15 protein-coding genes are annotated in these 25,871 nt (G+C 34.2%); 4 read left to right on the top strand and 11 right to left on the bottom strand.

Going from position 1 to position 25,871, the window contains the following annotated elements; all coding sequences use genetic code 11:
- Nucleotides 1–235 precede the first annotated feature (235 nt).
- The 10 genes from HH304_RS09060 to HH304_RS09015 form a co-directional block, all read right to left on the bottom strand.
- Nucleotides 236–1,039: an outer membrane beta-barrel protein gene (locus HH304_RS09060; RefSeq protein WP_169680581.1), complete on the bottom strand. Its 804-nt coding sequence runs from the start codon at nucleotides 1,037–1,039 to the stop codon at nucleotides 236–238.
- Between the two features lie 66 nt (nucleotides 1,040–1,105).
- The gene (locus tag HH304_RS09055) at nucleotides 1,106–1,504 is read right to left on the bottom strand and encodes a hypothetical protein (protein WP_271711568.1); all 399 of its coding nucleotides are present in this window, start codon (nucleotides 1,502–1,504) and stop codon (nucleotides 1,106–1,108) included.
- 800 nt (nucleotides 1,505–2,304) lie between these two features.
- Nucleotides 2,305–3,864, bottom strand: a complete 1,560-nt coding sequence (locus tag HH304_RS09050) for a DUF6770 family protein (RefSeq protein WP_169680579.1) — start codon at nucleotides 3,862–3,864, stop codon at nucleotides 2,305–2,307.
- 11 nt (nucleotides 3,865–3,875) lie between these two features.
- A complete protein-coding gene (locus HH304_RS09045; RefSeq protein ID WP_169680577.1) occupies nucleotides 3,876–5,219 on the bottom strand; it encodes a M48 family metallopeptidase in 1,344 nt (447 codons plus the stop codon).
- Nucleotides 5,220–5,336: 117 nt separating this feature from the next.
- Entirely contained in the window at nucleotides 5,337–6,176 is an 840-nt protein-coding gene (locus tag HH304_RS09040; protein ID WP_169680575.1) for a glycoside hydrolase family 16 protein, read from the bottom strand.
- Complete coding sequence (bglX, locus tag HH304_RS09035; RefSeq protein ID WP_169680573.1) at nucleotides 6,163–8,463, bottom strand: beta-glucosidase BglX; 2,301 nt, start codon at nucleotides 8,461–8,463, stop codon at nucleotides 6,163–6,165. Before bglX ends, HH304_RS09040 begins: the two co-directional genes overlap by 14 nt.
- A 16-nt stretch (nucleotides 8,464–8,479) precedes the next feature.
- Nucleotides 8,480–9,571 (bottom strand): glycoside hydrolase family 16 protein, encoded by a 1,092-nt coding sequence (locus HH304_RS09030; protein ID WP_169680571.1) that lies wholly within the window; start codon nucleotides 9,569–9,571, stop codon nucleotides 8,480–8,482.
- Between the two features lie 48 nt (nucleotides 9,572–9,619).
- Nucleotides 9,620–11,737 (bottom strand): PKD domain-containing protein, encoded by a 2,118-nt coding sequence (locus HH304_RS21245; RefSeq protein WP_271711567.1) that lies wholly within the window; start codon nucleotides 11,735–11,737, stop codon nucleotides 9,620–9,622.
- A gap of 17 nt (nucleotides 11,738–11,754) precedes the next feature.
- Nucleotides 11,755–13,221, bottom strand: coding sequence for a RagB/SusD family nutrient uptake outer membrane protein (locus tag HH304_RS09020; RefSeq protein WP_169680569.1), 1,467 nt, complete (start codon nucleotides 13,219–13,221; stop codon nucleotides 11,755–11,757).
- A gap of 4 nt (nucleotides 13,222–13,225) precedes the next feature.
- Nucleotides 13,226–16,309, bottom strand: coding sequence for a SusC/RagA family TonB-linked outer membrane protein (locus HH304_RS09015; protein ID WP_169680567.1), 3,084 nt, complete (start codon nucleotides 16,307–16,309; stop codon nucleotides 13,226–13,228).
- Between the two features lie 304 nt (nucleotides 16,310–16,613).
- Here HH304_RS09015 and HH304_RS09010 point away from each other — a divergent pair, with 304 nt between their 5' ends.
- The 3 genes from HH304_RS09010 (at nucleotide 16,614) to HH304_RS09000 (ending at nucleotide 20,874) form a co-directional block, all read left to right on the top strand.
- Nucleotides 16,614–19,505 (top strand): triple tyrosine motif-containing protein, encoded by a 2,892-nt coding sequence (locus tag HH304_RS09010; RefSeq protein WP_169680565.1) that lies wholly within the window; start codon nucleotides 16,614–16,616, stop codon nucleotides 19,503–19,505.
- 83 nt (nucleotides 19,506–19,588) lie between these two features.
- Nucleotides 19,589–20,209, top strand: a complete 621-nt coding sequence (locus HH304_RS09005; RefSeq protein WP_169680563.1) for an energy transducer TonB — start codon at nucleotides 19,589–19,591, stop codon at nucleotides 20,207–20,209.
- 38 nt (nucleotides 20,210–20,247) lie between these two features.
- Nucleotides 20,248–20,874 (top strand): dioxygenase family protein, encoded by a 627-nt coding sequence (locus tag HH304_RS09000; RefSeq protein ID WP_271711566.1) that lies wholly within the window; start codon nucleotides 20,248–20,250, stop codon nucleotides 20,872–20,874.
- A gap of 584 nt (nucleotides 20,875–21,458) precedes the next feature.
- Here HH304_RS09000 and HH304_RS08995 read toward each other — a convergent pair.
- Nucleotides 21,459–24,500 (bottom strand): SH2 domain-containing protein, encoded by a 3,042-nt coding sequence (locus HH304_RS08995; RefSeq protein WP_169680560.1) that lies wholly within the window; start codon nucleotides 24,498–24,500, stop codon nucleotides 21,459–21,461.
- Nucleotides 24,501–24,652: 152 nt separating this feature from the next.
- Here HH304_RS08995 and HH304_RS08990 point away from each other — a divergent pair, with 152 nt between their 5' ends.
- Nucleotides 24,653–25,870: a hypothetical protein gene (locus HH304_RS08990; protein ID WP_169680558.1), complete on the top strand. Its 1,218-nt coding sequence runs from the start codon at nucleotides 24,653–24,655 to the stop codon at nucleotides 25,868–25,870.
- Nucleotide 25,871: the final 1 nt, after the last annotated feature.

Below are 25,871 nucleotides of genomic sequence, written 5' to 3'. Positions count from 1 at the left end.
AGTTATTGGATTATAAATATTACTATGTCTATAATGATATTGCTAGGAGAAGGCAATAGTAGGTCCTATATTGAAAGCTAATTCAATATTCTCATTAAAAAAATGGTAAAATCTTATTGATGGATAAAGATAATAAGTTTTATTATACCCTCCATTAGAATAGTTATGTCCTTCATTTTCAACGTATTTTGAGATATCATTATTAAATGAATGAGAAGTTGCGAATTGTGTTTTACTATTGAGTAATAATGACATTATACCTTAAACCTAACCCAGTATAAAAAGAAGAAGTTGTAGTTTGGTTTTTAAGTTTGGGGATATTTTCCTCATTATAGACAGATGGTTTTTCAATATTGTTATAGTCTGATTGGCCGTAATAGATAAAGGATCTTTCAATAGTTGTATTACTTGAAGTTTGATATTCATTACCTGATCCTTTTTTTGGAGTATAAATTAATTTTCTTAGTCCGAAATCTATAAATAATTCAGTTCTACTATTTAGTTTGAAGTTTGATTTTAAGCCTGCATTATATCCAAAACTAAAGCTTCTATTAGTACTAAAATCTTTTGTAACTTCATCATTAAAATGACGCTTAAACTTTATTTTGGAAAGGCCTAGTAATATTCCCGCATGTGGATTAAAACTAATTTTTTTTAAGTTTAACTGGTAGGCAATACTTGGGTTTAATTCAAAGGAATTAAAATCCCATTTATTCCCATTAAATTCATCTGAATTGTAAGTATTTGATTTGAAGTAATTTAAAGAGGTTTCTAAAGCAATATTATTCTTAATTAGTATACCATGTGAAAAAGCTAGATTAAACCCATTCGAAAAAGCATCTGCATATTCTAATTGATAATTAGGGACAGCAAATCTAGGTAGACCCACATTCTGATCAATAAAAATAAGAAAATAGTCTAATTTTTGTTCTGAGTTAAATCCATTATAGTATTGAATTTGAAATTCAAAATAACTTTTTTGAGCTAAAGAACTAAAACTTAAAGTAGGAAACAGTATAATAAATAAAAAGAACCTCATAGTTGATATTTGTCAAAAAATAATTCCTAATTTATATTTCTTGATCGTAATTTAAAAATAAATTATTTAAGCAGTTTTAGGATGTGTTTTAAATAAATATCCAAATAGAAAAGCAAACAATAAATATGTCATCGCAATAAGTAAAAAAATATAGCTACCATTTTTTGAATAATACTTTAAAATAACAAGACCACCTGTAAAGAAGTGCGACAGGTTGCCAATCAAAATAGCTCTACCATATATCCCACCTAGTATTGAGTGCTTGGCTGTCCAGTTTGACATTGCGAAGCCAAAATATAACGCTCCCAGTACTTGAAAAACTATAGCGATATTTGGTGATAAATGCAGTGATTCAGCTAATTCCTCTGGTAAAAAAATAAGTAATGTTCCAGTTATTCCTAATACAATAGAACTTGCGATCATTATGATTTTAGATGGTTGTATTGTGCTCTCTTTAGTATTCATCTTTGTCTAATTTTATTTTGAATTTCCTTTCTGTAAAATGGAGTATATTTTCTGAAGCAGTCAGGTAAGTTGCTGGTCTGAAATATCCTGGTATGCTATATTCAATTACTTATTCGTTACCTAAATTAATTGACCCCAAAGTGACATTTAATAACCCATTTGAGCAAACTGGTTTGTTTTACAAACTGTTACCAATCCTTCAATATCCTTGCTGGAGTTGAAAAACAGTAAAAATTGAAGAATAAAAAACTCTAAAAATCTTTTTGTTGTTATCATGATAGATTATAAACAGTTTTGGTATCCACTAACAAAAATAATGTAGAAAATTAATTATCAAAATTATGTGTTGATAATCAAGGGTTTTGTGATTTTGTTTTCTTAAAAAAATTTCTTTTAAAGAAGACGGATTTATTCTTTCCATTAAATAATGAAGGGACTAATATGGAAATAAAAATGTTATAAAAGCTATTGAACCTAGTTTGGCCCCATATCTAAATAATAAACCTTTAGAAGAAGATATTTGTACGCCAGTAGCTATAATGATTGGTAATTGGATGTTGGCTAGTCTGGTAATCTCTACAAAAGAGTAACCAATTAAGACTGCAGTAATGTTACTATGGCTAATATAGTGAGATAATAGTACGGCAATTAATCTGGCTTTTTGAAGTAAAAAAGTTGAGGAGGCACTTTCTGTACAAAAAAATATGAACACTAATTGGTTCATGTATCAAATAGAAATGTACAATTATAATCTACAAAAACAAAAGGCTCTGAATTTCAGAGCCTTTTGTAAGTTATAATTAAAGAGCAATCTTTTTCAGTTCTAATTGTATCGATCTTTCAGATTTATTATACTCTAAAACAACATAGTTCCCTGTTTTTCCTGGTAAAACCCTAAGTGGACTTTTATTTTTTTGTGAGTTTAAATCTATTTCATCATGAGATCTTTCACTATCAACATAGTTCACAGCTCCAAGTATTATTTTGTCTGGACTTCCTTTTATCTTTTTATAATCAGTATATCCAATAGTGAAAATGGATTTGTCACTATTAAATTGAGTAAACTCATAATCGAATCCTCCCTTTGATTTTACTATATAGGATAACATATGGGCACCGTAGTAAACCGCACCAGAAGGAAGGCTGATGTTAGTTTTTTCTTTGTCAATGATATTAATTCCTTGGATTTTATACTCACTATTCAATTCAATAATGTTTAAATCTTCAGTTACCATTTTAACAACTCCTTCGTCTCTTCCACTTAAAACTGAAGCGGCTATTCCAAATCCATCGGCTGCTTTTCTGAATTGCTCACCTATAACATAAACATTTCCGTCAGCATTTCTCACTATATCGTGAATAAACAGGTACCCAACGTCTTTAATTTTTCCTTGGTGATTAACATCCAAGAATTTGCCAAGATCATTAGCCCATGACATCAGGTTTTCTGAAATTATTTCTCCCTTTTGATTTAATTTCATAGCAAATAGCCCTAGGCTTGAGCTTTTAAATTCTTTGTCACCTTTTTCATAAAATGAGCCAAATAGATGTATATTTCCTTCAGCGTCACTCTCAAGTCCGTTCAATACTAGTAGATCGAATAGCTTATGTTCTAACTGTTTTTTATATAAAACTTTACCAGATTTCGTGTCAATTGCTAATAAGTAGTTTTCAGTATCTTTTGAAAACAAGCTTTTTCTAGCTATTACATTGCTAAGGATAATATTCTCATCACCATAAATGAATGTGGCCATCTCTAATAGATCACTATCATTAGAATCTACTCTCCACTTTTTTCCTGATTTAGAATAAAAGTCAATTACAAACCCATGTTTATTTAATTTTTCAGCTCTGTAATCAACAAACCCAACATTTTTAATCGGGTATAGAGATGGAGCAAACCCCATATCATTATCTGAGCTTGTCTGTACTTGTTGATTAAGTACTAACTTTTCTAAACTAGAAACTTCTCTTTCATAGCTGTTGATGTTCTTTGCATTTGCGTCAAATTCTTTAAAAATGATCGATTTTTCTTTAATGTCATAAAGCTTTAACATTAGGTGATCATTATTAAAACCAGCATCTAATACATAAGTATATTTAGATGCTTCGATCATGTGACTTCCAATTTTATTTAGGTTTTGGTCCATTATGATAAGCTCATAGGCTCTGATTTTCCTATTTACTTTATCTTTTTCATAAAATAGATAATAGCCACTAACCTCTGCGTCAGTAACAATTGGACCAACACTTTGAAGGTTGAATTTTATTACATCAGTAATAGTCGATGATTGACTGTATACATTTAGGTGACCTATTAAGACTAATAGTACACCTAGTAAAAAATGTTTGATTTTCATTATATGTTTAGTTATTGATTTATGCTCGATTCAAAAAATAATTTATTGTTGATAAATTCTTTACTATCATCCATTATGTATAATTTGTTTAGATGGAAGTATAATGATAGTTTTCTTAGTTCGCTGATTCTTATATTATCTAATAATTGCAGGGTTTTATTATATTCATTTTCATGAATGTGACCAGGACGCTCAATATGGTCATCATAAGTATGATCTAGATTTACTTCATATATTAATCTTAATTCCTTGCTCAATAGTTGAAGAAGTTCTTTGTTGTATGGCTCAGATTCAAGTTGTAACAAGGTAAAGAAAAATGCTTTTCCATAATCATTATATTTTATGAAACTATTAATAAACTCGATATCAAGCCAACTTTTAATGTTCTCTAGTTCTTCTTTTGATTGAATAAAAACTGCTTTGGGTTCTAATCCAGATATTACTTTTTCCAATTCCTGAGCCCTGATTTTGCTATCCGGATGTGATTTGTATAAATCTGTTTCTTCAGATTTATCAATAGATTCATCAGTATTAAACATGCTTACCTCTTTTTCAAGCCAACGATCCTTAAATGGATATTCTTCAGATTGAAATATATCTTTGAAACTTATGTGTGGCCCATATTTATAAGAATCGATTGAATCTAGGAACTGTAAACAAGTTACTGCTTCACCCGGCGCATAGTTTGTATTCAAAAATAGTTCAAGACCTTTGGAGTCAGCTTCTAATTCAGCTTCTCTACTGTGACTCATAAAGTCAATTAATGTGCTTTTATATAACTGAATAGCAGCTGCATTTCTACCAAATTCAAGATTTTTTATCTTTTTAAGATCCTGCTTATATTCTTTAGAATTAACATAATCGTTGTTCTTAATAACTTTTTTATTACTATGGTCTAAAATAAAGTGGGCGATCTCATGACATATAACAAATGCAAGTTGGCTTTCGCTATGTATCTTTCTAATTAGGCCTAGATTGATAATAATATTACCATCACCGATTGAAAATGCATTAGGTGAAGGGAAATCACTGATATAAAAATTAATAGGAAGGCTTTTTAACTCTGGATTCGCCTTTATAATTTCATTGGCTATACTATTAATATAATTATTCAGGTTATCTTCATGGAAAAAGCTACCCTTATCTAGGCAGTTTTTGATGAAATTGAACCTGGATTCATAAACCTCCTTTAAAACTTTAGGTTTATCGTATTTCTCAATTTGGGACAAATGAACTTGGCTCAAATTTTCAAGTATTGTTTCAGTATTTTGTATTACGATTCTTTGGTGTCGAGACTGGGCACTAGTGACAATAAAAACACTAAAAATTAAAAAAATAGAAAATAGCGACTTCATAGTTTAAAAAATTGGTCGCTAAATTATATAAAAAATCGGTAAAACTCAATAATAAATAAAGAGACACCAATTTGGTGTCTCTTTAACGATTAAATAAACAACATAAACCCAAATTCACTAATTAAATTCATTAGCAATTTCATAAACTCTTACGTATTCTATGATCATTTTTTGAGGCCAGACAGAATCATCCACTCCATGTGAGCCTCCCCAATTTCCTCCCACTGCGATATTGAGGATTAAATGAAACTTCTGATCGAAAGGCCAGGCCTCAGTACCTTTGTTTTCGTTTATAAATGTGTTATAGACCTTTCCGTCTACCATGAAATCTATCTTTTTGTCATCCCATTTTATAGCGTAATCATGAAACTCATCAAATGCATCGTTTACAGAAATTGAATCACCTTTTTGTGTGCCTATATTATGATTGTATGCAGCAGTATGAACTGTTCCATGAATATTGCCCGGATCATAACCAACATGCTCCATGATGTCTATTTCACCACTTGCCGGCCAATTTCCATATTTCCAATTTGTCGGAAGCATCCAAATCGCTGGCCAGGACCCTCTGCCTGTTGGAAGTTTAGCTCTTATCTCTATATATCCATATTTCCAATCTCCTTTATTCTTTGTTTTTAATCTTGCTGAGGAATATTTTCTTTCAGGATGTTCTCGATTTTTGTGAACCTCGATAATTAATTGACCATTTTCAACCCTGACATTTTCCGGGCTTTTGGTATAAAACTGTAGTTCATCATTACCCCACCCACATAATGTAGGGCAGCCATCACCAAGGTCATAATCCCATTTAGTCGGGTCTGGGTTTCCGTCATAATCAAATTCATCACTCCAAACTAGATTCTTTTTATCATCAATAAGTTCAGAGCCATTTTGATTGCAAGAGACAATGCCCAAGCCCAAGACAAATGAAAAGACTATTATTCTAATTCTTTTCATTAGTTATCAGTTTAAAGTTCTTTGATTTCAGGTCTCTTGAATTAGGGCCAATCATTACAATAAAATCGCCTGGCTCAGCTTTGTACTCGTAGTTACGAGTGTAAAATGAAAGTTGATCTTTTGATATTTCGAAAGAAACTTTTTTAGTTTCTCCTGGTTTAATCAGAATTTTCTCAAAACCTTTAAGTTCTTTTACCGGGCGCGTAATACTTCCAGTAACATCTCTAATGTACATTTGAACAACTTCCTCACCATCTAAATCCGATTTATTACTGATATTGACAGATACCTCAATTGTTTCGTTCATATTGAGTAATGTATCTGAAATAGTAATGTCACTGTATTCAAAAACTGAATAGCTTAATCCATAACCAAATGGGTAAAGCGGACTGGAATCAACATCATTATGATGTACAAAAAACACCTGATTTGATCCTGCTGTAGGTCTACCTGTATTTTTATGGTTATAATAAATAGGAACCTGACCGACAGTTCGTGGGAAAGTCATTGTTAACTTACCTGAAGGATTGACATTTCCTGTAATTACATCGGCAATTGCATTTCCGGCTTTTGAACCAAGATGCCATGCTTCTATTATTGCCGGAATATTTTCATCTTCCCAACTTAATGTCAGAGGACGGCCATTCATAAGGACCAAAATTATATTTGGATTTGCCTTTTTTAATTCTTTTAATAATTCAGGTTGTAAACCAGGGAGGTCAAGAGTTGAGCGACTTCTCGATTCTCCTGACATGTAAGCTGTTTCTCCCATGGCTACAATAACAACATCAGAAGATTTTGCTACTTCAATTGCTTTAGAAAACCCTGATTTATCATTTTCTTCTATTTTTACCGGATTAAAGAAGTTATTGGGTCCAACAGAAAGTTTACAACCTTCAGCATACTTGAAAGTCGCCTCAGGCATAGCTTCTTTAAGCCCCTCAAAAAGAGAGACCGCGGAGTTACTTTCTCCTGCTGCACGCCAGTTTCCAATCGGACTATCCTTATCTTTCATTAGTGGACCAATTAATCCGATTTTTAACTTTTGATCTTTTATCGGTAAAAGATCTCCTTCATTCTTTAATAGTACAATTGATTCTTTAGCTGCTTCATAGGCAAGTTGAACGTGATCGTCATGGTAAAGCGTTGCTTTCTCACGGTCAGTGTCAAAATACTTGTATGGATCATCAAACAATCCCAGATCATACTTAAGCTTTAAGACTCTCCTGACTGCATCATTGATGTCTTCAATTTTAACATCACCATTTTCTACAGCTTTTTTGAGGTTTTGAACATATGCATTTCCTTCCATGTCAATATCGCTACCTGCATTCATTGCTTGAACAGCAGCTTCATATTTATTGGCAGCAGTTCCATGTTCTACAATCTCTCCTATAGAATTCCAGTCAGATACTACCACACCATCATAGTTCCATTGACCTTTAAGAAGATCACGAAGAAGATATTCATTTGCTGTTGATGGTATTCCATCTATATCATTAAAGGCATTCATGAATGTAGCAACATTCGCATCAGCTCCCGCCTTAAAAGGCGGGATAATTGTATTTAATAGCTGATGCTTACCTAAATAAACATTATTATAATCTTTACCTGATTCTACAAAACCATACCCTGCAAAATGCTTGGCGCAAGCAGCTATTGTATTAAAATCACTTAGATCGTCACCCTGGAAACCTTGAATCCTTGCTACACCGATCAGACTACCAAGATATGGATCTTCTCCAGCACCTTCCATGACCCTTCCCCAGCGGGCATCTCGGCTAATATCTACCATTGGAGCAAATGTCCATTGAATACCAGCAGCAGCAGCTTCTTTTGCTGCAACAGCCGCAGTTTTCTTCATTAGATCAAGATTCCAAGAAGAACTTTCTGCAAGAGGTAAAGGGAAAATAGTTTTATATCCGTGGATGACATCGTATGCAAAAATTAATGGAATACCTAAACGAGTATTTTCCACTACAAATTTTTGAGTTTTATAAGCTTCCTCAGCACCAATCAGATTTAAAACAGACCCGACCTGTCCCGATTTTAACAAATCATATCTAACTTGTTGATCACCTTCCTTTTCTCCCGGGCCGGTAAGATCAGCACCTATCGAATATTGATTAAGCTGCCCAATTTTTTCTTCCAGCGTCATCAAATTTAAAAGGCTGTCGACATTATTTTCAGGTGCACTCATTTTATCAAAATTGCTAGCAGAAAGGTAGGCAATGGCTACCACACTGCTAATTAATATTATGAGTGTAATCAGTTTTGTATGTTTCATGGGTTAAATTCTTTTTTCAGTTTGCCTGAAATACACGAACGTAATCTACAGTCATCTGTTGAGGGAATGACGTAGATCCATCTGGACTACCAGGCCAGTTTCCACCAACAGCGACATTAAATATGAAGAAAAATTCTTCCTTGAACTCACTTAAACCAGCAGGGGTGATATCTATAGTATTATAAAGTTGATCATCAACAAACCATCTGATTTGAGTATCATCCCAAATAATTGAAAACACATGGAATTTGTCTGAGAAGGTTCCGGAGCCTTTTGTATAACTTTGGCCGTAGCTGGCATAACTTCCTGCATTATCCCAATGGACTGTTCCGTGGACAGTATTTTCTTTGCCTCCGCCACCGACCATTTCCATGATGTCGATCTCGCCACAACTTGGCCATCCAACTGTTGTGAAATTAGAGCCAAGCATCCATAAGGCAGGCCAGATCCCCTGACCTTTAGGTAGGGTAGCTCTGATATCAACTCTACCATATCGAAAAGATTGTTTCCCCATGGTAACAATTCGTGATGAAGTATATTGCTGACCGCCAAATGTTTCTTTTTTAGCTTCTATAGTAAGATATCCATTTGCTACACTAGTATTTTGGCTTCGGTAATATTGAAGTTCGTTATTTCCCCAACCATTACTTCCCGTTCCAATCTCATGAGTCCAATCTGACGATAATGCAGTGCCATCAAATTCATCTTGCCAAACAAGTGTGTAACCGTCATAGGCAAGGGGAGTAGTGTACCCTTCATCAGGAGGGTTTGTGTTTTCTTTATCAATAATAACTTCTTCAGTATAATTAATGTAAACTGATGAAGTTGTATTGGCTCGTACTTCAATTTCATAAGTACCACTTGACTGGTATGTATATGAAATAACTCCATCGTCATCACGTACTCTTCCTGTGTTATCTCCAAAATCAAATTCAAAATAGTTTTCATTATCTGCAGTAGCAGTTATGCTAATGATACCCTCATTAGATTTTGATTTGTCAATATTAACTATCAGGTTGGTAGGAGCTTGCGCTGGAGGAGTATTACTCTCATCTTCACATGCTAAACCAATAAAACTTAATAATAAAATGGATATATACTTTTTCATGGGATTGATTTAAAACCCGGTGAAACAAATTCACCGGGTTAGATTAGTTTAATTATTTGGAACTAAAACGAAAGACCAATATGCACCACCAACTTCATTTTCAGAAACATCTATTGTTATAGTAAGTTCTTCCCCTGAAGCATCTTTCTTATAGTCTAAAACTTCGTACCTAACGGTAGCATCCATATTTGGAGGGGCAGCTCCATACTCACCACCATTATATGCTTTTGGAAGCGCTATGAATGCACCAGTTCCTCTAACAGTGATGTATGCTGGCTCGGTTGAGGTTGCTGGTTCAAACGAGAACGAATGAACTCCTGATCCCCATGCCTCGGCATCGGTACCAACAAGGTTAGCAGCATCCTGACATCCGTCTGAAAGACCCATATAACCTTCGCCAAAAATATCTCCGTTAGTTTTGTACTCGTACTGACCGCCTGATTTGAAAACAAACTCATCATTCCACAGGCAAGGCCTGTCTCCAGAGATATTTGTTCCCCATCCAGGGTACCATTCCATACTTCCTTTACCTGGGCCAACGCCGAATGAGTCTGCACTTGGTTTTAACACCCATGATTTTTCACCTCCACCAGTTAAAGTATTAAGAGAAAGCTCATTAGATTCTTCAACGTAATATCCTATATCATCAACAAAGAATGTTCCACCATTGTTGTTTTTGAAATCCATGAATAAAGCAACCCGGCCGAATTTGTTTGATTCAGTACCGCTGAAATCAAATGTTAGCTGTGTCCATTGGTTTGCAACAGTGATATCGGCAAATACTTCAACAAATTGACTTGGGTCGTCTACAACTTCTAGTTTCATGAGTGCCTGGCCAGTAACCGGAGACCATACTTTAACTGCTAAAGTTGAGTTAGAACTGAAATCTATAGGATCATCAAGTGCAACTTGAATACCAGCCCAGTTACCCTCAAAACCTTTAACATATTCACCTACTCGACTAGATGTATTAATTCCAGATGCATCCGGGTTATCAATTACCTGGAATGCAGTACCTCCAAATCCACCAAACATGATATCACCATCTTCAAAAGTAATAGGAAAAGCAATTGGAATAGAAACAACATTGATTTCTACCACTTTCGTTGCTTCTTCGCCAGCACCTGTAGAGGTTAATGTAACAGTATATGCGCCATCTGCAGCATAGGTATGAGTTGGATTTTGCTCTGTGCTTGAGCTACCGTCGCCAAAATCCCAAACATAAGAGTCTGCATTTAAAGATGCATTTGTGAAAGTAACATCTAATCCATTCGCTACATAAGTAAATTCAGCAGAAACCGGCTCATAGCCTTCAGGAATAAGTCTGTGGTACCATCTTAAATCAGGATTTGAAGCATCTTTAAATCGCAGGAACATCTCGGTTTCAGAAATTGATATAATCTGATATGTAGATACTCCGGTTGCATAACCAATGAATCCACCATTCGTAAAGCTGATGTTTGTATAGCCTTCCGGACCCTCAAACAGAACATAATTCATGTTTTCAGGAGCGTCGTAAGGAGCTGTAAAATCACCAACGTTAGGGTTTTCATAAGCGCCAGGGAAATTTGGTGCCTGAGCCCCATTTAAATAGATATCTCCATTAGTATTTTGCTTGTATATATAATTTTGAAGTGTAAACGAGTATATATCATCATACATTCCTCCACCTTCTTTTTCAAAGGCACCTGCGGCATACCAGATTGGAGAATATTCATTTGTTGGGCCTACACCAAAGTGTCCCGATCTTGATGCATCAATTACCCATGATTTTCCATCAGGAGCTTCACATCCACCGGTAAGAAGCTTTAATACTTCTACATTACATATCTCAGGATCAGTATTTTCAATTACAACACTTTGAGTAGAAGAAGCAGAACCTCCATCAGTATAAACTGTAAGAGTAATGTCATATGTACCAGCAAATGGGAAATAAGCTTCAACTTCGCCTCCTTCAGCAGGAGCACCATTACCAAGGTCCCATCTTTTAATAAATGCATCTGATTCAGCAGTTAATACCAGGTAGTTTTCTCCCTGAGCTCCCTGTTGAATAGTAAATTGGGCATCATCTTCAGTAGGAGGGGTGCCCAAACTGAAATCTTCCTTATCACAGCTCCCTAAAAGAATCAGGGAAGCCAGAAAGAATATATTTAATAATTTATTCATGACTTAAAAATTTGGGTTTAATAATTTGGGTTTTGTGGCCATCCAGCACCAGAAAGATCAATCTCAACCTGCGGAATTGGAAATAATTCATGCTTACCTACTACAAATCCTTCAATTTCTTGTTCTGCATCTCCTGAACGTAGTAAGTCAAAGAATCGAAGTCCTTCTCCGGCGAATTCCCATCTTCTTTCATTAAATATAGCATCAACCAAATCGCTACCTGATGCTGAAACCGGACTTAAACCGACACGATCACGAACCTCATTAAGGTATTGTTGTGCTAGTGATTCATCAGGTGATGATTTTAAGGCGTTTGCCTCTGCAGCCATTAATAAGACATCGGCATATCTTACGATAATATGATTTAACGGGCTTGTTAAGTCATTATCCGGAGCACCAAGCTCATTAGCACGTTTGATATATTTGTTGTTAAAATACCCAGTGTGCTGATAACCTTCAGCGTAATTAACTCCATCATTTGAATTTGCCCATGCAACAATATCTAATACAGAAGCATCGCGACGGATGTCATTTGGATCAAATGAGTTGTACAGGTCAGCAGTTGGTACATTGTAGCTGTTCCCATCTCCATAAAAAGGACCTTCATATTGTCTGATACCATGGAAACCCGGAGCAGCAAAACCTTCAAGACAAACGAAACATCCATAGCTACCACCCTCAATACCTACATACTCAATATCAAAAAGTACTTCTTCATTTCCTTCATTCTCAACATAGAACATTGTTGTGTAATCAGGAAATAATGAATATATCCCAGCATCGATGATTGTTTGTAAAACAGTTGCAGCTTCATCATACTTCTTTTGGTATGTATAAACTCTACCAAGTAAGCCTAATGCTGATCCTTTTGTTACTCTTCCTTTAGTTGCATTAGTCCAAGGAAGTACATCAGCTGCTGCTTGTAAATCAGCTTCAATCTGTGCATATATTTCAGTAGCAGGTGTTCTAGGAATTGTACTTACTTCATCAATACCAATTCGACGATCTAAAATCAATGGCATATCACCAAAGAATTTAACTAGTTCAAAGTAGTAATAAGCTCTTAAGAAATGTGCCTGAGCAAGAATCTCATCTTTACCTTCAAAATCGATATTGTCTTTGTTTTCGAAGATGTAGTTAGCTCTGGTAATACCGGCATAATTCCATCTCATGATGTTTCTAAGTTCGGCGTTAACTCCGCCATGGGTCATATCATCAATTTGATGAAGCCCTTCAGTATCAGTGGCACTTTCTCCACCAGCCAACGAGTTATCAGAAGCGATTTCACCAATCCAAACACTTAAATAAGATGTTTGTAGTAAGTCGTATGCTCCTGTTAATGCCTGTTCATAATCTTCAGGGCTTATGAAGAAGTTATCAGCGTCTTGTGTTCCTTTAGGCCCAATGTCTACATAGTCATCACAGCCAGTTGCTATAATCAGCGACACAAAGACGATTATTGTTATTTTATTTATCAGTTTCATGTTATTAGAAATTTAGGTTCACTCCAAACATATAAGTTCTTGCTTGAGGATAGAATCCATAATCGATTCCAGCTGCAAGAGGGTTGCTGGAGGTTACATCCGGATCATACCCCATGTAATCGGTCAGCGTAAATAGATTGTTTGCAGACACATAAAGTCTTACACGCTCAAAGCCAATATTTTCAATTACTCGAGAAGGTAATGAGTATCCGATTTGGATGTTTTTTAATCTTAGGTAAGAACCATCTTCTACGAAGTAATCTGAAAATACATTGTTTCTATTAGGACCATTTGTAATTCGTGGTTCAGAGTTTGAAGTACCCTCACCAGTCCAACGGTCTAACTTGTAAGACATCAGATTCGCTAGAGGTGTTTGTCTCTCATAATTTCTGACAATATCATTCCCTATTGAAGCATAAAGGAAGGCCGAAAAATCAAATCCATAAGCCTCAGCAGATAAAGTTAGACCCATTGTGAAGTCAGGGATTGGTGAACCGATTTGAACCCTATCAGTATTTCCACTAAAATCGATCATTCCATCACCATTAACATCTACAAATCGAAGATCACCGGGTTGTGCTCCTTCTTGAGTAGGGGCATTATCAATTTCTGCCTGATTTTGGAAAATACCGTTAGTTTGAAGTCCGACAAAATAACCTAGAGGGAATCCAACTTCCATTCTAGTAGGATTAATACCTCCTACACTAAATTCACCACGAGATAAAAAGTCTGCACCTTCAAATAGCCCAGTAACTTCATTGTTATATGTCGCTAAATTATAGTTTACATTAAAGTTGAAGTTATCTGATATTCTTTTACGATAATTTAATCCTAGTTCAAATCCTTTATTTTGAATTTCACCAGCGTTTACAAATGGTGGCTGTCCTCCAGCACCATAAGCACCAACAATCGCAGATACTTCTGGTTGGAATAATAGGTCAGTCGTAGTTTTTATGTAGTAATCTAAAGACATTGATAGATCTCCTTCTAAAATGTCAAGGTCAATTCCAAAATCTAATTGAGAAGTTTGCTCCCATCTTAAATCCGGATTACCTAACAGGCCAATTGCCCTACCTGTTGTTAACTGGTTATTAAAAGGATATACAGCTTCTCCATCCAATAATCCTCTATAAGCCCAGTTGCCAATTCTGTCATTTCCTGAAACACCATAACTGGCTCTTATTTTGAAGAAATCGATAAACCCATTTGGAGAGAAGAAATCTTCTTCAGATAAAACCCAGGCTGCTGAGAATGTTGGAAAGTATCCTACTTTATTATTTGGACCGAATCGGCTAGATCCATCCCTTCTGACCATAGCTGATAAAAGGTATTTATCTTCATAGTTGTACTCTCCTCTAATAAAATAAGAAAGTAATCTTGATTCAAACTGATAAGCACTAGAGCTATTTAATAAGTTTGCACCATCGGCTGCAGATATGTAAGCAAATTCCCATGAATTGTAAGGAACATTGTATGCAGTACCAAATAAACCTTTTTCTGAATAAGAATAAATTGACGTACCTATCGTTGCTTTTACCTTATGAACATCATTAAATGTTTCTTCATAATTTAAGAAAGCATCAAAATTATAATTGAAATAAGTTGTGTTGGATTGTGTAACATTATTAGGTACATCGATCTCAGTTCCTGGAGCAATTTCTGTTGAAGTTGGATCAAGATCTGCATTCAAAGCTGTGTTTTGTGCTTTACCGGCACCATAATAAACTAGTGGAGAAAAACCTCTGAATTTCACATCAGCATAATTGTAGCCCACACGACCTGTAACACTAAATGCATCATTGATCTCCCAGTCTAATCCCAATTTCCCAGTTACTTTATTTGTAAACGATTCATTGAAGGTATTAGCCATTTGAGCAATCGGGTTTATTACATCTCCAATGCCATCTGCATAAGTAAAGTCTCCATTTTCATCGTAAACGTCAAAAATAGGACTGTTATTTAGTGCATTGAATAAAACTGATCCTATAACATTTTCAGGAAGTGTTTTTCTTTCTTCATTAGTATATAATAAAATATTTTCGAAAGTTAAATTATCTGAAAGGTCAGTACTAAAGTTTATTCTTCCATTATATCGGGTATATGATGATTTATCTCCTCCAACAATACCTTTTTGATCAAAATAGGTGCCACCAATCGAATAAGTACTTTTACTTGTACCACCTCTTACGGTTAAGTTATAGCTTTGGATTGGTGCAGTTTCGAATACTTCATCCTGCCAATCAGTACCTTCACCTAAATTAGTATTTGCAAAAGGAGGAGTGTCACCATTTGCTGCTGCTGCTTCATTTTTAATTACTGCATATTCAGTAGCATTCATTATGTCTAGCTTTTTTGATGTTTCCTGGACACCATAATATGCATCTAAAGAAACTTGTGCTTTTTGGTTTTTCCGACCTTTTTTTGTTGTAATCATGATTACACCATTCGCTGCCTGTACACCATAGATACCAGCGGTAGCGTCTTTTAAAACATCAATTGATTCGATATCATTAGGGTTTAAGGCAGATAAACCATCATCATAGATAATACCATCAACCACGATCAGTGGCGAAGCGTTTCCGTTAGTTGAAAACCCACGAATATTGATGTTTTGATCTCCTCCAGGTGACCCTGAATTAGAAGTGACATTAACTCCGGCGAATTGTCCTTGAAGTGCATTTTCAATTCTTGGAGCATTTAATTTTTCAAGATTCTCACCTTTTACAGAAGAAACTGCTCCGGTAAGTTCTTTTTTTGTTGTTGTACCATACCCTACTACAACAACCTCATTTAGAGAGGTAATATCCTCAACTAATTCCACGTTAATAATACCACGGCTTTGAACTGGTATTTCCTGGGTTATAAATCCGATATAAGTGAAAGATATTACAGCATCTGAAGGTAAGGTAAGACTGTAATTGCCGTCGATATCGGTTACTGTTCCATTACTTGTTCCTTTTTGAAGAACGTTTACTCCCGGAACAGGAAACCCGTCGCTGTCAGTTACCTTTCCGCTTACCGCCTGTTGCCCGTATGAACTTACAGACAGCAGCATAAACAGCAACTGGATGAGTAGTGCTTTTTTCATATGTTTATTAGGGTTATAAAAATTAGTTTTTCATAATTGCGCTTTTAACTGCAATCGTTTGAAGAAACTCCTAATTATTTGTATACCCAAAAATCATGGTACTACATGAATACATCAGTTGCTATTTTTGACTTTCACAATATTTCATCAGTTCATATTAAAATCTTTGTTTATTTGTATTTTAAGTACTATTTTGATTTTTTCAATTTTTCTCCTGTCATTTTTGTTAATACATCAAAGGAGATTGTGATTTTTCATTTTCAATTATATGTTTGTTTCAGGTAGAACTGATAAAATATTTACGATGGGAAGGCTTTTATTTCTATTTTTATTTATATCTACACAGACAATTTCAGGTCAGAATTCTAAAGGGCTGCCTTTCACAAAATATTTTTCTACTCAGGATTATGAAGGAGGGATTCAAAATTGGACGATTACTCAGAATAATGATGGTCTGATCTATGTAGCTAATAATTTCGGGTTACTGGAATACGATGCTAATTCATGGGACAGATACATGATTCCGAACGGAACAAAAATGAGAGACGTTATGATCGGTCCTAAAGGTAAAATTTATGTTGCCGTACAGGGTGATTTTGGTTATGTGATTCCTTCAATGCCCGAAGGTGAAAATTATGTGTCTCTTGCTGATAGTTTACCCGACCAATATCGAAATTTTGATGAAACATGGAAGGTTTTCAATGATGGTCAAAAAATATACTTTTGTACCTTCAGACAGATTTTTATTTATGAAAATGATCAGTTTATTGATGTAATCGAACCTCAATTTCCTCCTGAAAATTTTCATTTTGTGAATAATCGTTTGTTTGTTAATGAACTGGAATATGGGTTGACTTATCTGGATAATGGTGAACTCAAACTTTTTGACCAGGGAGATTTTTTTAAAGGGATACCCATAACATCAATAATTCCATTAGCCAATAATCATCTTTTGATATTCACTGATAGCCATGGTGCTTACACCTGGAATGGAGTCAAATTTGACGTGTGGAATAATGAAATAAAGGAGGCTCTTTCCAAAGCAGTTGTAAATACAGCTATCAGACTATCGTCAGGAAACATGGCCATTGGAACACAAAATCAAGGACTTTACATAACTGATTCAAATGGTGAGGTACAATATTATCTCAATAAAGGTAATGGATTAAATAACCGAACTGTACTTTCTTTATTTGAAGATATCTACGGTAATTTATGGGTTGGCCACAATAACGGAATTTCTGTTATTGAAATGAATATTCCTTTTACCATCATAAGTGAACAGTCAAATTTACCCGGGACAGGTTATGATGGTTTATTAGTCGATGATATACTTTATCTTGGAACCAATAACGGGCTATATTTTAAACCGTTTACCGATAAATCAGCACAGAACTTTAGTTTTATTCCAAATACCACAGGTCAGGTATATTCAATAAAAGAAATTGATAATCTACTCCTGCTTGGTCACCATTTGGGGGCGTTTCAAATCAAAGATCAACAAGTAAATGAGCTCTCAGACATACTTGGGACGTGGACTTATGTTGAGTTGCCAAATCATCCTGATATGGTAGTATGTGGAACCTATAAAGGGTTACTATTATTTCGTCGAGATGGGGAAACACTTAAGTTTGTTAGGAAATTAAAGGGATTTGATGAGTCTTCCAGGGTGATGGAGGTTGATAGTAATGGAGATATCTGGATGACTCATGGATACAAAGGAGTTTATCGAATTAAATTGAATGATGCTCTTGATTCCGTAACTGTAGATTTTTACGGTCAGAAAAATGGTCTTCCATCCAATAATCTGATCAATGTCTGGAAGATCAATGGTCGTTTGATATTTTCAACTGAAACTACGGTGTTTTCTTTTAATGAGCAGACTGATAGATTTGAACCGGATAAATATTTTTCAGAATTTTTTGATAATAATGCCAGTCTTAGTTTTATGGAACAAGACCCTATGGGTAATATTTATTTTCTTTCAACGGATGAAATTGGTGTTCTTATTAAACAATCGAATGGCACTTATGAAAAGAATACAAAGGTATTTAACAGACTGAAAGGACTCTTAAATGATGACTTACAAAACCTGTCTGTTTTAAGTTCTAATCAGGTAGTTTATGGTGCTAAAGAGGGGTTTATTTTGTATAGTAAAAGTGGTGGAGATCCATCAAACCTTTCTTTTAATGCAATGATTCGCAGAATATATAACACAACTAACCCTACCGATAGCCTTGTATTTAGTGGCTATTATTATGATGACGGTGAATTAACCTCAGACTTGCCTGCTGAAAGGGTGAGTGAGTATGATTACTCTCAAAACTCATTTCGATTCGAGTATAGTGCGCCCTTTTATCAAGGAGCTAATTCAACGCAATACCAATATATTCTTGAAAATCATGATGATGAATGGAGTGCATGGTCAGAGTCGACTATTAAAGAATATACTAACCTAAAGGAAGGAACATATACATTTAAGGTAAGGGCAAAAAACATTTATGATCAAATTAGTGAGGAGGATACTTATACCTTTGTAATTATTTCTCCTTGGTATCGAACTCCATTAGCTTATATTTCAGGAGCAGGATTTTTGATGTTTCTTGTGATAGGTGTGTTTTATTTTATTGATAAGAAGCATAAAAACGAGAAACGCCTGATGGAACTAAACCAGAAGAAGGCTATCAATCAAAAGGAATTTCAGTTAAGGTCATCAGTGGAAAAAATCGAACAACTTGAAAAGGAAAAGTTGCAATCACAAGTAGAAAGTAAGAACAAGGAACTGGCTACTTCGACTATGCACCTTTTAAATAAGAATAGTTTTATTAACAGTATTAAGCATAATATTAGTTCGATTATTAAGCGAAGTAATAATCAGGAGGTAAAGAAAGAGCTAAATAAAATCATGGTCAATATTGATAAAAATATAGCTTCTGATGAGGATTGGGATCATTTTGCAATACATTTTGATCAGGTACATGGTGATTTTACCAAGCGACTAAAGGATAGTTTTCCAAAGTTGACTCCACAGGAAATGAAATTGAGTGCTTATTTGAGAATGAATTTGTCTACAAAAGAAATAGCTCATTTATTAAACATATCTGTCCGAGGAGTGGAGATAGCAAGATATAGATTAAGGAAAAAACTTGACCTTGACCGTTCAGATAATCTTCAGGAGTTTATATTGAAATATTAGCCCTAGGTATATTTAAATTATAGCCATGTATTGTCATATAAGATGATTTTTGTTAACTTCTATATACCAAAAATCTACTAGATATGATCAGAAAAATATTAACATTGGCTCTAATAGCTATGTTCGCAATTAGTTGTGGAGGTAGCAGTTCGTCAGATTCAGAGACTAGCTCTGATGAAGAAATGATGAACGACTCTGAAGAAATGACCATGGAAGATGAAATGGTCGATGATTATGAGACATCTTCTGATGATGGTTCCAGTTCTAGCGGAGAAGACCTGGAATCGATGGAAGGCGCGGATGCAAGTGGTGTAATTACTGAAGTCGGGGATCCTGAGATTATGAGTAACGACGATGCTGAATTTTATACCAATGATGATGGTATGATAATACATAATGTGCTGGATATCAACCCAACCTACATGGGTGGTGAAGAAGAAATGGATAAGTGGCTTGCGGAAAATATGAAATATCCATCAGCGGCTAGAAGAGATAATGTAGAAGGCACAGTTATCGTTTCTTTTATTGTTGATAAAGATGGAAATATTATCAGTCCGCAGATCGAAGGAGGTCCGGAAAATGTGGCGTTAAGAGATGAAGCAATCAGGGCAATTAGTGAGATGCCTCGCTGGCAAGCCGGTATGAAAAACGGTCAGCCAGTAAATGCTCGGTATAAGTTGCCTATTACATTTAAGTTGCAGTAGCGGGTGAAATTTGTATTTGATTCCATATCCAATTGAAGTTGAAGGAAATAACGATATTGATTTCACTTTCTCTGTTTATGGCTTGTAATGCTCAGGAAGGTAGCACTGATATAGAATACCAATTAATCGGTAGATGTGAAGGGTGTGAAGCTGTATTAGAATTTGAAAGTCCGGTAAATTCAGTTGATACTTTACCAGGATTTAATAATAATGGTGCACGGATAAAGGTATCCGGCACCGTTTATATGTCAGATGGAATTACGCCAGCACCGGAAGTAATACTCTATTTATATCAGACAAATATAGAAGGCATTTATAAAGCTTTACCAGAATCTAAGGGGTGGGAGAAAAGACACGGTTATATTAGAGGTTGGGTTAAGGCAGATAGTAATAGGAAGTATGAATTTTATACTTCTAAACCAGGAGTTTATCCATCCAGAACGGAACCAGCACATATTCATGTAATAATCCTGGAGCCAAATGGAAATTACTATTGGGTCGATTCTTACTATTTTCAAGGTGATACCTTACTAACCCGGGATGAGCTTGAACCGAAAAACCCGAGAGGCGGCACTTCGGGGATACTGAAATTAAAAGAAACTGATTCAGGGTTGTTGATAGGTACTCGTGATTTTATTCTTGGTAAGAATGTTTCTGGGTATTGATGAGGTGTTATATTAAATGAAAATTAGCAAATGATATAAACTCTTTAGAGATTAGTTTTAGCATTACAAAGAAACTATCATAGGGCACGTTGCTTTATCAGCATAACCTGTTCGGTTACTATTAATCAATTCAATTAATAAACGTAAAGAAGCCTTGCTGTAAAGTGAGGCTTTTTTTGATTATTAAATTTCACATTGTATCATTGCTTTGGAATGACCGAGTCACAGACTCTACATTTCATAAAAAGTTTGAAGTTGTCCTGCGGAACACTCCAAACAGATGGGGGCGGAAAATGTGAAGTTAAGAGAAGAAGCAATAAGGGCAATTAGTGAGATGCCTCGCTGGCAAGCCGATATGAAAACGGTCAGCCAGTAAATGCCCGGTATAAACTGCTGATTATATTTAAGTTACAGTAGGTGAAAGGATATAAAGTTAATTCGTTTTTGTCACTTCAATTTTAAAATGGTAGGGTTCAGCTTGCTGAACCCTTTTGATATTTATGGATGTTGGTATTTAATTTTAATAAATTTAATTTTTATTGTAAAGCCGGAGAATTTAAAAATCTTACAACTATAGTTCCATTTTATGGATTTGCATTTTCTTTTATTTTATAACGAAAATATTTTAATATATTCCAGTTATTGTCTCTAATAGTTTCAAGTTTGCCTTCTTTAGAATATTGATAAAAGGTTGTTTTTCCATTTGTGTCTGTAATAGAGGTTATTCCATACTCAGGATGATAAGTATAAGTTTCTATAAATTGATTATTTGAAAGTTTACTTCGGATTTCTTCATTAACAAAATTTAAATCTTTGTAATTAGACTCATTTAATTCTTTAAAATAATTAAGTTTTGAAATTGAAAATTCAAGTCCATCATTAATATTGATTTCAGAATAAATTAATTTAGCAGTAGGGAAATTCCCATAAAATCCCCAGTAATAATTAGTTAAATTTCCAGTATAATTATAGATAGTAATTGGATTACTATAATAGTCATATTTTATTATTTCATCCTTTGTTATGAAATCCTTGGTTTGATGGGGATCGAATGGATCTATAATTTCATTGAAGCTTTCAAATTTTAAGGATTCAGAAATTTCCCTTTCTAAATATTTTTTAGGTAAGATGTTATCCGCGAATTTTTCAAATAATCTTATTTTATGATCTATTAATAATGTTTCTTTTGAGTTCGATTTCCACTTTTGAGTTTCAATTACATTATTTATTCTATTATCCAAGACTAATGAATTGAATATTTCTTGGTGACTTGAATTCTGGTAGTCATAGGGGTATTTATAATACTGAATTATTTTTTCATTTTCATTTTGAATAATTTGACTTTCTTTTAATTGGTAATAAACATTATCGTAATAGTTTAACTTTCTGCTAATAGTTGATTTGTTGATATTTTTATCCCACAAAATTTGTATTTCTGATTCTGGTAAAATAACATCAGATTTAAAACTATATGAGTTTTCTATAATTTGGTTTGGGTCATATCTATCCCATTGAACACAATTATTTATAACCTTATTTTTGACATTATTAATATTATATTCAAATGTATCTTTTTTTACTAATGTACCATCTTCATCATAATAATCAATGCTTTTTAATTTGGATCTAATGTGACTATTTATTGTAAAAGGTAAATGTGGATAGCCAGTTCTTTCGAATAAGTCAATCTCAGCATCAGTAAAATTAGTGAATTTTTGGTTGTAAATATTTCCATTACTTTTATCTGGAAATTCTTCCATGGAAAAATAGTTATATTGTATTGTTCCTTTTCCATATTCTTTTACTTGGATATTACTATATTCAACGTAACTTCCAGAAGTTAAACCTAATTTTGATTGACTACTGATGTTGATATTAAGGTCTTCTCTCAGATAATCAAGAATTGATGTACTTCCATCATATGGCCTACAAAGCATTCCGAAATTTGGTAGACGATTAACTCTCCCAGAAGTTAATCCTGTTTTAGGGTCTTCATAGCTATAATCTATAATTCTTTGACCATTATTATCGTCATTTGTAATAATTCGTTTAATTCTTATTCCTCCACCGGTTATTAATCGATCATTGTTAATAAAAGTATGAGGTTCAAATTCAAATTGAGTAGACCCTCCTGTAGGATATGTAATTTCTTTTATTGTACCTGCTTTAATGAAATTGAAACTAGTTGATCGATTACTACCTAGAACTTTATATTCTGTCCCAAGATAATTGTTCTTTTTAAATACAGTTAAAATCTCTTCTTGTTCATCTGGATAATAGTAAATGGTGGGTTTCATAGTATGATTGCTGATTTTTCCATTATAATATCCAAACAAATCTTGAGCTTTTGAACTTTCCCTGTCAGGTAGTATTTCTTTATCATGATATTTAAATTTGTGAGATTTGATAAAATTACCTTTTGAATCATATTCTTTTAATTCCATCAAATACATTCGTTTACTTGTGAAATCTGAACTATTTGTAGCATTTGTATATTCATAGATAAATTCAAAAGATTTTATTGGAATTGAGTTTGGATCAAAAATTTCAATTCTGCTTAATTCTTTATCCCCGTCAAGGTCTAATCTATTTTGTCCATAATGAAATTTAACTTTGCCATTATCATATACTATTTCTTGAATCAGTTTGGAATGTTGAACATAAGTTACCCCCTTTGCTGGATTTTTTTCACCACTCTGGCCAGTAAAACAGGTTTTAAGCGTGCCGGGTGTGTCATCATTTCCACGATAGTATGTATAATGCATACTAGTGTATCTAATGGCGTTGGAAAGAGTAAGATATTTAAAGCTAACTTTTTTTCTGCTAATAGGGTCATTTATTTGAGACATGAAAAATGAAGAAGAATATGTTTTGATATTATTATTTCTACCATATAGATCATATTGTGCTTCATCAAACTGAACGTCATTACCACTAGTAGCAATTATTTCCTCTAGTTGATCAAATGTGTAAATGAGTCCTGAATCATCTGTTATGTCAAATTTCCCTATAACATCATTGTTTTCGAATCCAAAATCATAAAAGCCATTTCCATAGGTATATTTAATTTTAAAATTGTAATATGGAGTTAATAAAAAATCATGATCTCTAATAATAGTGAAACTACCAGTGTAACCTGGGAAATTATAATAAAATGCATCAGGTATATTATCTGAATCACCATATCGATCGCAAAAGGAATTTTGCTGAGTTAGGTACCCAGTAACTTCACAATCCCCTTTATCATAATCCCCATTTGGACATGCATAACGGTAGTAATATTCATCCCATCTACCACCTCTTACTGATCTGGTAATTACCCCACTTGCATTTAAAGTCCATCCCATTCCTACACGTGACCCGATATCTGAAACCTTTATACCATTGGCATTATATTTTAATTCTATTGGGAATTTTATATTTCCTGACTTTACAGTATACAAAGGTATTGAAATCTCAGGAGTTCCTGTGTGCATATTAACAGCTGACTCACCATATCTTCCCAGGTTTGAAGATTCAGGAGCTGGAGGTATAACATCATTGTTATATGTTAATGGTGATATTTGACCAAATGTATTTAATGCAACAATTAAATAAATAATAAAAAATGTGATTTGTCTATTCATGACTTGTAAGGTTGAAAATACTTCTGTAAGGAATAAATCGTTGATAAATTCTTTGACAATATTACAACTTGAAATTTTAAAAAAAAAAATAAAAAAGTAAATATTACTTGATTTTGTTATTTAAGTGAATATACCTTTGTTAATCTTTCAACATGAATAAAATTTTATATTACATATTTTTGGTATTATTGATTGTTTCAGTAAATCCAGCTTTAGCCCAGATAGAGGTTGATGTTCCTTTGAATACTACTGAAAGAGCAGTTTTTCAGGCTTATAAAGATGCAAAGACTTATTATGAAATGGCTTCGAAGTATAATAGGGAGCTAAAGCAATTACATAAACAGTATGAGAAGGATAGTGCAAGGGTATTAAAAGATGTCTGTAAGAAATATGGCGCTTGTGATAAAATTGGTATAGATAGGCTTTTAAAATCTCAAGATTTTATTAAAGATTCTATAGATGTTAATGAATTAGCTCGGCTGGTAGGAAAAAGTAATGAGCTAAACCAGCTTCAGATTTATACAGATAGTTTACACGCCATTTCAGAATACCAGCTTGATAGTCTAAAGCCAATAATCAGGAAGGAACTGGCAAAGGTGGCTGAAGAACAAGCTAAAGAATTTGTTAAAAAACAGGAGTTCGGTGATCAGTTTTCACAGCTTGAGCAAACATTAGGATCTGGTGAGTGGTTAGACTTTTTTCAGCAGCAAATGAGTGCTGTTGAAGGACTGCCACAAAATGCGAACTCACAAGCTCAAAACGCAGTAAAAACTCCGGTACAGAATGTGTTTGCAGATAATCAGGCAGTATTAGAACAGGCACAAGCAAAGCTCGCGAAAGCGAAGCGTTTTTACTCAGAAGTGCAGGATATCAATGATCTGCCTAAAAATCCACTAGGTAATAAACCCTTGAAAGAGCGACTTAACTATGGCGGTTCATTAACTATAACCGGTCGTGACCAGATTGCCATTGATGCAGCTCCTTTTATTAGTTATCTGATATATCCTCGATGGTCTTCTGGACTAAGTGTTGTAGCCCGGATGACAGTCTGGACTAGAGACTCCTATGTTCCGTCAAAAGTTTCTAATAATATGATCGGTGGAAGGCTATTTACCGAGTATGAGTTTGTAAATAATATTGGAGGTTATGCGGAATACGAGCAAGTATATCGAGAACTTGAAATTCATGGTACAGACAAAACAGCGAAAAAGTGGATTCCAGGTGTTTATGTAGGAGCTTATAAAGAATTGAATCTCACAAAGAAAATAACAATCAAGACATATTTTTTATATAACCTGACATACGATGAGTTCGGCTCATCGGTGCCAAACCCTTTTAACGTTCGAGTAACATTTCAAAATAAAAGATAAA

It is taken from the genome of Marinigracilibium pacificum, assembly GCF_012926615.1.
Classification (GTDB): Bacteria; Bacteroidota; Bacteroidia; order Cytophagales; family Cyclobacteriaceae; genus Mangrovivirga; species Mangrovivirga pacifica.
This window is presented reverse-complemented; position numbering and strand designations above follow the sequence as displayed.

Coding starts and splice junctions, on each gene's coding strand:
- HH304_RS09030 (WP_169680571.1), bottom strand. CDS start 9,571: ATGAAAAAGTATATATCCATTTTATTATTAAGTTTTATTGGTTTAGCA.
- HH304_RS09040 (WP_169680575.1), bottom strand. CDS start 6,176: ATGAAAAGAATTAGAATAATAGTCTTTTCATTTGTCTTGGGCTTGGGC.
- HH304_RS21245 (WP_271711567.1), bottom strand. CDS start 11,737: ATGAATAAATTATTAAATATATTCTTTCTGGCTTCCCTGATTCTTTTA.
- bglX (WP_169680573.1), bottom strand. CDS start 8,463: ATGAAACATACAAAACTGATTACACTCATAATATTAATTAGCAGTGTG.
- HH304_RS09015 (WP_169680567.1), bottom strand. CDS start 16,309: ATGAAAAAAGCACTACTCATCCAGTTGCTGTTTATGCTGCTGTCTGTA.
- HH304_RS08990 (WP_169680558.1), top strand. CDS start 24,653: ATGAATAAAATTTTATATTACATATTTTTGGTATTATTGATTGTTTCA.
- HH304_RS09020 (WP_169680569.1), bottom strand. CDS start 13,221: ATGAAACTGATAAATAAAATAACAATAATCGTCTTTGTGTCGCTGATT.
- HH304_RS09055 (WP_271711568.1), bottom strand. CDS start 1,504: ATGAATACTAAAGAGAGCACAATACAACCATCTAAAATCATAATGATC.
- HH304_RS09005 (WP_169680563.1), top strand. CDS start 19,589: ATGATCAGAAAAATATTAACATTGGCTCTAATAGCTATGTTCGCAATT.
- HH304_RS09045 (WP_169680577.1), bottom strand. CDS start 5,219: ATGAAGTCGCTATTTTCTATTTTTTTAATTTTTAGTGTTTTTATTGTC.
- HH304_RS09010 (WP_169680565.1), top strand. CDS start 16,614: ATGGGAAGGCTTTTATTTCTATTTTTATTTATATCTACACAGACAATT.
- HH304_RS09050 (WP_169680579.1), bottom strand. CDS start 3,864: ATGAAAATCAAACATTTTTTACTAGGTGTACTATTAGTCTTAATAGGT.
- HH304_RS09060 (WP_169680581.1), bottom strand. CDS start 1,039: ATGAGGTTCTTTTTATTTATTATACTGTTTCCTACTTTAAGTTTTAGT.
- HH304_RS08995 (WP_169680560.1), bottom strand. CDS start 24,500: ATGAATAGACAAATCACATTTTTTATTATTTATTTAATTGTTGCATTA.